Origin of the sequence: Micromonospora sp. CV4, from assembly GCF_003667455.1 — a bacterium.
In the GTDB taxonomy this organism is placed as follows: Bacteria; Actinomycetota; Actinomycetes; order Mycobacteriales; family Micromonosporaceae; genus Micromonospora.
The window spans coordinates 1-7,738 of sequence record NZ_RCVI01000438.1 but is presented as its reverse complement, the minus strand read 5'-3'; the positions used below and the strand labels follow the sequence as shown (position 1 = coordinate 7,738).

7 protein-coding genes are annotated in these 7,738 nt (G+C 73.1%); 4 read left to right on the top strand and 3 right to left on the bottom strand.

Annotation, left to right across the window (positions count from 1 at the left end):
* A partial coding sequence (locus EAD98_RS29925) for an MFS transporter (RefSeq protein ID WP_121657293.1) occupies window positions 1-1,436 on the bottom strand: 1,436 nt, incomplete at its 3' end.
* A 78-nt stretch (window positions 1,437-1,514) separates the two neighbouring features.
* Here EAD98_RS29925 and EAD98_RS29920 point away from each other — a divergent pair.
* From EAD98_RS29920 to EAD98_RS29910, 3 genes are all read left to right on the top strand, one after another.
* On the top strand, window positions 1,515-1,946 hold the full coding sequence (locus EAD98_RS29920; RefSeq protein WP_199723619.1) for a helix-turn-helix domain-containing protein: 432 nt from the start codon (window positions 1,515-1,517) through the stop codon (window positions 1,944-1,946).
* 101 nt (window positions 1,947-2,047) lie between these two features.
* Complete coding sequence (locus EAD98_RS29915) at window positions 2,048-2,635, top strand: TetR/AcrR family transcriptional regulator (protein WP_121657292.1); 588 nt, start codon at window positions 2,048-2,050, stop codon at window positions 2,633-2,635.
* A complete protein-coding gene (locus tag EAD98_RS29910; protein WP_121657291.1) occupies window positions 2,635-4,851 on the top strand; it encodes an MMPL family transporter in 2,217 nt (738 codons plus the stop codon). The genes EAD98_RS29915 and EAD98_RS29910 overlap by 1 nt, the downstream gene beginning before the upstream one ends.
* Before the next feature lie 129 nt (window positions 4,852-4,980).
* On the opposite strand, the gene EAD98_RS29905 is transcribed toward EAD98_RS29910, so the two are convergent.
* Entirely contained in the window at window positions 4,981-6,237 is a 1,257-nt protein-coding gene (locus EAD98_RS29905) for an erythromycin esterase family protein (protein WP_121657290.1), read from the bottom strand.
* Window positions 6,238-6,354: 117 nt separating this feature from the next.
* On the opposite strand from EAD98_RS29905, the gene EAD98_RS29900 reads away from it, so the two are divergent.
* The gene (locus tag EAD98_RS29900) at window positions 6,355-6,546 is read left to right on the top strand and encodes a DUF2795 domain-containing protein (RefSeq protein WP_121657289.1); all 192 of its coding nucleotides are present in this window, start codon (window positions 6,355-6,357) and stop codon (window positions 6,544-6,546) included.
* Between the two features lie 12 nt (window positions 6,547-6,558).
* Here EAD98_RS29900 and erm read toward each other — a convergent pair whose 3' ends face one another.
* Entirely contained in the window at window positions 6,559-7,356 is a 798-nt protein-coding gene (gene erm, locus EAD98_RS29895; protein ID WP_121657288.1) for an ErmE/ErmH/ErmO/ErmR family 23S rRNA (adenine(2058)-N(6))-methyltransferase, read from the bottom strand.
* Window positions 7,357-7,738 lie beyond the last annotated feature (382 nt).

The following is a 7,738-nucleotide window of genomic DNA, read 5'->3' as shown; positions in this document are numbered from 1 at the left end:
CTTCGCTGCCGCTCGGTTACGGCGGGCAGCGCGGGCCGGCCCCCGGGCAGCGTGGTCAGCGCGACCACCAGCGCGGCGACCACCAGAGCGGCGGCGACGGTGAACGCGAGCCGGTAGCCGCCGGCCAACGCCGCCACCTCGGCCCAGCCGGCGGCCCGCAGACCGTCGGCGCGCGTGGCGGCCAGGGTGGCCAGCGCGGCCAGACCGACCGCACCGCCGACCTGCTGGGTGGTGTTGGCCAGCCCGGACGCGAGCCCGGCGTCCGCGTCGGTCGCGCCGGCCATGGCCAGTGTGGTGACCGCCGGCAGGGTCAGGCCGCCGGCCACCCCGAAGATCAGCATCGCGGGCAGCACGTCGGCGAGGTAGCCGCCGTCGGCGGGCAGCCGGCCGAGCAGCAGGAAACCGACGGTGGCCAGCCCGAGCCCGGCCAGCAGCACGGCCCGGGCGCCCCACCGGGCGATCATCCGACCGGCCAGGCCGAGTGACACCACGGCGATCACCACCGGCGTGGGCAGGAAGGCCCAGCCGGTCGCCGCCGCGTCGAGCTCGAGCACCAGTTGAAGCTCCACGGCGAGCAGGAACTGGAAGCCGAAGTACGCGGAGACCATGAGGAACTGCACGGCGTTCGCCACGACCAGGCCGGGGACGCGCAGCACCCGGGCCGGCAGCAGCGGGGTGGGCGCCACCCGTTGCCGGAGCGCGAACCCGCCGAGCAGCAGCACCGCGAGCGCCGCCGCGCCGAGGGTCCGCGGGCTGGTCCAGCCGTGCTCGCCGGTCCCCACGATGCCCAGCACGGCGGCCATCAGTCCGGCCGTGGCGAGCAGGGCGCCGGGGAGGTCCAGGCCCGCGCGCAGGCCGATGCCCCGCTCGGCGGGGAGCCGGCGGACGGCGGCGAGCAGGATGGCCGCCCCGATCGGCAGGTTGATCAGGAAGATTGACCGCCAGCCGGCCAGGTCGGTGAGGACGCCACCGGCCACCGTGCCGACCGACGCGCCCGCCGCCCCGGTGAAGCTGAAGACGGCGATCGCGCGGGCCCGCTCGGCCGGCTCGGGATAGAGCCGGACGATCATGCCGAGGCTGACCGCCATGGCCAGCGCGCCTCCGACGCCCTGAACGAAGCGGGCGCCGACCAGCACGGCCGGCCCGGTGGCCAGCGCGCAGGCCACCGAGGCCAGGGTGAACAGCGCGATGCCGGCCAGGAAGATCCGCCGCCGGCCGAGCAGGTCGCCGAGGCGGCCGGCGAGCAGCAGCAGCCCGCCGAACGCGACCAGGTAGGCGTTGACCACCCAGGCCAGGCCGGTGGCGGTGAAGCCCAGATCGCCCTGCACGGCGGGCAGCGCCACCGCGACGACGCTGCCGTCCAGGATGATCATCAGGCTGCCGGCGCAGAGTACGAGCAGCGCCGGCCAGCGGGACGGGACGACGACGGGGTTCATGGAACGCCTCCTTGGTGCATGGTTTGTTACCGACGTCATCGTCTGTGACCATGAGCGGGAGCGGAAGGAGGCACTGTTATGTCCCAGAGGAACAGCGATGTGCCCGCGCTGGTCGAGGCCGAGCTCGCGTGCGCAGCGGGAAGCGTGCCGTTCACCCCGGGTCAGGCCCGGGCGTGCACCGTCCGCGAGGTGCTCGACCGGGTCGGCGGAAAGTGGAGCATCAGCATCCTGGTGTCCGCCTCGAACGGGCCGGTGCGGTTCACCGAGCTGGAGCGGCACATCGAGGGGATCAGTCGCCGGATGCTCACGCTGACCCTGCGCAATCTGGAACGCGACGGTCTGCTGCACCGCACGGTCTATCCGACCGTTCCGCCGAAGGTCGAGTACACGGCCACCCCGATGGCGCTGGAGCTGTACGAGTCGCTGGTGGCGCTGACCAGCTGGGCCGAGCGGCACCGCCGGGCCATCGCCGAGGCGCGGACCAGGTACGACGCGGAGCACGCCGGTTAAACCGGGCCGGGGTGTGGGGAACGCCACCGTGACAATCTGACCGATCGGTCAGGGTCTGACCGATCGGTCAGGCATGCTGGTCTGCGGGAGGTGGACCGGTGATGGCCAGAGCGGTGTCCGAGACGCACGGCGAGATCCTCGCCGCGGCGGCGCGACGGTTCGCGGTGACCGGCTACCGGGGCACCTCGTTGCAGGACATCGCCCGCGAGGTCGGCTGCTCCAAGGCCACCGTGCTCTACCACTTCGCCAACAAGGAAGCCCTGCTCGCCGAGCTGATGGCCCCGGCCATCGCCGTCCTGCAGGAGCTCGACGACCGGCTCACCGGCCTGACCGGCGGGGCCGCCCAGCAGGTCGCCGCCGTGGGTTTCGTCGACCTCGCGGTGCGCTTCCGGCGGGAGATCGCGCTGCTCCGCGGCGAGTTCCCGGAGCTGCTGGCCCAGCCGGCCTTCGCGCACATCCAGCAGATCTCCGAGCGCCTGCGGGACGCCTTCGCCGGGCACTCCGACCGGCCGGGCGCCCGGATCGCCGCGCTGGTGCTGCTCGCCGGCATTTCCGAGGCGTGCGCCGAGTTCGTCGACGTTCCCGACGACGAGCTGCGCCCCGCCCTGCTCGCCCTCGTCCGACGGGCCGTCGAGCCCGTCGAGTCCCCCCAGCCCCAACCACCCACGACCGAGGACAAGGAATCCTGATGGCCACCCTGCTCTACCGGCTCGGCCGGGGCGCGCTGCGTCGGCGACGGCTCGTCGTCGCGCTCTGGCTCGTCGTACTCGTCGTCGCCGGCCTGGCCGCGGCGACCCTGCGCGGCCCGACGGCGAGCAACTTCACCATGCCCGGCACCGAGAGCCAGCGGGCGCTCGACCTGCTCGCGCAGCAGTTCCCCGCGGCCAGCGGCGCCACCGGCACCATCGCGGTCAAGGCACCGGGTGACGGCCAGCTGGCCAGCCCGCAGGGCCGTGGCGTGGTGCAGGAGATCGTCCAGCAGGCCGCGACGCTGCCCGGCGTGGTCGGCGCCGTCGACCCGTTCCAGGTCGGCGCCGTCTCGCCCAACGGCCGGTACGCGCTGGTCCAGGTCCAGTTCGCCACCGGGGCGGACGAGGTGACCGACGAGCAGAAGACCGCGTACGAGCAGGTTGGCGCAGCGGCCGAGGCGCAGGGCTGGCAGGTCGCCCCGGGCGGCGAGGTGCTGGGCGGTGAGCCGGAGATCGGTTCCACCGAAGCGCTCGGCGTGCTGGTCGCCGCGATCGTACTGATCATCACGTTCGGCTCGCTGGTGGCCGCCGGCATGACGATGCTCAACGCGCTCATCGGCGTGGGCGCCGGCATGGCCGGCCTGTTCGCGCTCAGCAGCGTCGTCCAGTTGACCAGCACCGCGCCGATCCTGGCGCTGATGCTCGGCCTCGCGGTCGGCATCGACTACTCGCTGTTCATCACCTCCCGACACCGGCAGAACCTGCTCGACGGCCTGTCCCCCGAGGAGGCGGTCGGCCGGGCCGTGGGTACCGCCGGCTCCGCCGTGGTCTTCGCGGGCGCCACCGTCGTCATCGCCCTGGCCGGGCTCGCCGTGGTGGACATCCCGTTCCTCACCGTGATGGGTCTCGCCGCCGCCGGCACGGTCACCGTCGCGGTGCTCGTCGCCATCACCCTTCAGCCCGCGCTGCTCGGCTTCGCCGGTCGCCGGGTGCTTCCCCGCCGGCTGCGCTCGGTCGCCGCCGACGACACGCCGGCCAACGGCACGGACGCCGACCGCACGGTTGCCGACACCGCACCGACCGAGGACCGGTCCGGCTTCGGTTTCCGCTGGGCGCGCCTGGTCACCCGGTTCCGCGTACCCGTGATCCTGGTCGGTCTGCTCGGCCTCGGCCTGCTCGCGCTGCCCACGCCGGACATGCGGCTGGCCCTGCCGGACGCCTCCACGGCGGCCGTCGGCTCACCCGCGCGGGTCGCGAACGACCTGACGACCGAGGGGTTCGGCGCGGGCTTCACCGGCCGGCTCGCGGTGGTGGTCGCCGGTGACACGCCACAGGCCACCTCGGCCGCCGTGCCGCAGGTGACCGCGCTGCTCCAGCGCACCGAGAACGTGCTCGCGGTGGCGCCGGCGCAGCTGAGCCCGGACGGCCGGACCGCCCTGCTCGGAGTGGTGCCGAAGACCGGCCCGACCGACGAGGCCACCGAGACCCTGGTGCACGACATCCGTGCCTCGGTGGGCGGCATCCGCGACGCGGACGTGCTGCTCACCGGTGTCACCGCGATCGGCATCGACGTCTCCGAGAAGCTCTCCGACGCGCTGCCGGTCTACCTGCTGCTGGTGGTCGGGCTCTCGGTGCTGCTGCTGATGCTGGTGTTCCGCTCGCTGCTGGTGCCGATCAAGGCCGCGCTGGGCTTCCTGCTCACCGTCGCCGCCACGTTCGGCATCACGGTGGCGGTCTTCCAGCAGGGGCACCTCGCCGACCTCGTCGGCCTGGACACCCCGGGCCCGCTGATCAGCTTCCTGCCGATCCTGCTCATCGGCATCCTGTTCGGGCTCGCGATGGACTACGAGGTGTTCCTGGTGTCCCGGATGCGGGAGGACTTCGTGCACGGCGAGTCCGCCCGCGAGGCCACCATCAGCGGCATGGGGCACGGCGCCCGGGTGGTCACCGCCGCCGCGCTCATCATGATCTCGGTCTTCGGAGGCTTCGTCTTCCTGGAGGATCCGGTGATCAAGTCGATGGGCTTCGCGCTCGCCGTGGGTGTGGCCATCGACGCCTTCGTGGTCCGGATGACCATCGTTCCCGCGGTGATGTCGCTGCTCGGCGACCGTGCCTGGTGGCTCCCCCGCTGGCTCAACCGCGCCCTTCCGAACGTCGACATCGAGGGCGAGGGCCTGCGCGCGAAGCTCACCGACCGCACCCCGGCAGGCGTCTGACGCCACACCTGGTCGATCATGGAGTTGTGGTGCCCGTTGCGCCCCGAATCGAGGCCTTCGTCCAGCACCACAACTCCATGATCGGCGCGGCCCGGCGGGCGCGGCGCGGCGCGCGGCTCGGCGGGTCGGTCAGACGCCGGCTGGGTAGGTTTCCATTTCGCCCGCTACCGCCGGGGCGGCCAGGGGGTGCAGGGCTGTGGTCTCGTCGCACCAGATGAAGGCGTCGTAGCGTTCCGCAAGGCGGGTGGGCACGTAGTTGCCCCAGGACTCGAACGACGGGTCGTAGACCACTCCGATCGCCCGATGGTCGGCGGTGTCGGTGACCCAGCCCGGCTGGTCGTCGCCACCGAAGACCAGCACCGCCCGCTCCGGCATCAACTCGTGCAGCCGCCGCTCGACCGACCCCTGCCGGGCCGGCGGTACGACCATCGCCTCGGCCGGTGAGCCCCACCGGGGGGCGGCGATCGCCGTACCCCGGTAGCTGCCGAAGCCGATCAGGGCCACCGCCTCGTCGCCGTGCCGCTCCCGCGCCAACTGACCAATGTTGATCATTCCGTCCGCGGCCATGTCGGTGGCCCGGGCGTCCCCGACGTGGGTGTTGTGCGCCCAGACGATCCCCCGGGCGTCCGGACCGTACCGGTCCAGCAGTCGGTCCAGTGTGTCCTGCATGTGGGTGTCACGGATGTTCCACGAATCGGGCCCGCCGGCCACCATCGCCCGGTAGTAACGCTCCGCGCCGGCCACCACCTCCGCGTTCTGCCAGGCCGAGAAGCGGTCCGGGCCGTCGGAGAGCGCCTGCTCCCGGGTCCGCGCCAGCAGGCGCACCACCTCCTCCTCGCACCGGGCGGAGACGAACCGGCTGGCCGCGCCGTACTCCTCGACCCGTTTGCCGTACGGCTCGAAGCACCGGTACGCGTCCTGCGCCGCCTCCAGCGACCTAGGGTCCTCCTCCCCCAGATAGTCGAAGATCGCCTGCATCGACTCCCAGAGGCTGTACACGTCCAGACCGTGGAATCCGGCCCGTTGATCCTCCGGCCGCTCCAGGTTCCACGCGCGCTGCCAGCGGCAGAAGCGGGCCACCTCGGCGTTCGCCCACATCCAGGTCGGCCACCGTTCGAACCGCTCGAGCGCCGTCTGCGGGTCGGGCGCACCGTCCGGCGCTGCGGTGACCGAGCGGTGCACCCGGTCGCAGTCCGGCCAGTCGCCCTCCACGGCCACGAACGAGAAGCCGCACTCCGCGATCAGCCGGCGGGTGAGCTGCTCGCGCAGCCGGTAGTAGTCGTACGTGCCGTGGGTGGATTCGCCGATCATCACCACCCGGGCGTCCCGGACGCGCTCCAGCAACGGGTCGAAGTCGCTCGGCGCGCCGAGCCGCTGAACCAGCATGTCCGCGGCTACCCGGAGGCCGCTTCGACAAACCGTCGGCGCGCCGCCCGCGACACGCCGTACGCCGGTCGGCGGGCCGGCCGGTGTACGGGTGCGGCGAGCGGGTAGTTGGCCGACATGACCGTCACCGGGGTGCAGTTGCAGGAGTACCTGGCCGGGCTCGACTACCCGGTCTCCCGCGAGGATCTGGTCCGCTGGGGCCAGGAGAACGGGGCCAGCACGGCCATGTTGCAGGTGTTGCGGGCGTTGCCGGCGGAGCAGTTCGAGTCGCCGGACGAGCTGAACGCCGCGCTGTCGAGTCTCTCCTGACCCCGTACACGGTCAGCGGGCGTGCAGCAGTCGGAACAGCACCAGCCACTGCTCCGGCCAGACGTACCCCACCGGCGTGTCCGGCGCGATGCGGGTGGCGCGCAGCGCCGCGGCCACCCGGGCCGGCGGGTGGTGCCGGCGCAGGGTCGCCGCCAGCGAACCGCCGACGCCCCCGAAGCCCGCGGCCACCAACCTTCGGTACGCCGGCAGGGCGGCCCGGGACAGCAACGGCTCCACCCGCCGCTCGATCCGCAGGATCCCGGCGTCCACCGCCGGCACCGGTCGGAACGCGGTACGCGGCACCCGCCCGGCCAGCCGCCAGTCGACCTCGGGCCAGGTCGACACGGTGAGCCGGGTCCACCGGCCGTAGTCGCCGCTGCGGCGGCGGGCGTACTCCAACTGGGTGAGCAGGGTGGCCGAGCGCAACCGGGGCGCGGCCAGGCACCAGCGCACCACGGCCGATGTCAGCGACCACGGGATGTTGCCGACCACCGCGAACGGCTCCTCCGGTGGCTCGGCGGCGAGGAAGTCGGCCTGCCGGTGCTCGACGTTGGGCAGGGCCGCGCAGACGGCGGCCAGCGCCCGGGCGGCTGCAGGGTCCACCTCGTACGCCGTCAGTCGACCGCAGCGGGCGGCGAGCGGACGGGTCAGTTGGCCGCGACCGGCGCCGACCTCCAGCAGTAGTCCGTCGGGATCGACCTCGGCGGCGCCGACCAGCCGCGCCACGGCGGCCCGGTCGACGAGGAAGTTCTGGCTGAGTACGCGACGGGACCGGTCGCGTTCGGTTGATCGGAAGTTGCGGGGCGCCACGGGTCGTCGTCCTGTCTGTCGCCGTTCGGCGACGGGCTGGACAGGCAGCCGGGATTGCCGGGCCTGCCCGAGTGGATCGGGACTCGGACGGCCCTGGACGATGGCGCGAGGACGCGGCGGTGCGACACCGAGGGGCGGCAGCCCCTGCGGCGGCAGGAATGAGCTGATCAGCGGCGGCGGGGGCTGAGCCCCAGCCCGCCGTGGAATGGACCGATCAGCGGCGGGTCGCGTCCCGGCCGACCAGGGCCGGACGCCGGACTCGCGGGCGGGACACCAACATGGGACCCCAGGCGGCCGGCGTACCGACCCCCTCGATCAAGGCATGCGTGAACATCCGGTCACCCTAACCACTCCCAGCCCCGGAGCCCCACCGATTAACGCC

Coding starts and splice junctions, on each gene's coding strand:
- EAD98_RS29915 (WP_121657292.1), top strand. CDS start 2,048: ATGGCCAGAGCGGTGTCCGAGACGCACGGCGAGATCCTCGCCGCGGCG.
- EAD98_RS29905 (WP_121657290.1), bottom strand. CDS start 6,237: ATGCTGGTTCAGCGGCTCGGCGCGCCGAGCGACTTCGACCCGTTGCTG.
- EAD98_RS29910 (WP_121657291.1), top strand. CDS start 2,635: ATGGCCACCCTGCTCTACCGGCTCGGCCGGGGCGCGCTGCGTCGGCGA.
- EAD98_RS29900 (WP_121657289.1), top strand. CDS start 6,355: ATGACCGTCACCGGGGTGCAGTTGCAGGAGTACCTGGCCGGGCTCGAC.
- EAD98_RS29920 (WP_199723619.1), top strand. CDS start 1,515: ATGTCCCAGAGGAACAGCGATGTGCCCGCGCTGGTCGAGGCCGAGCTC.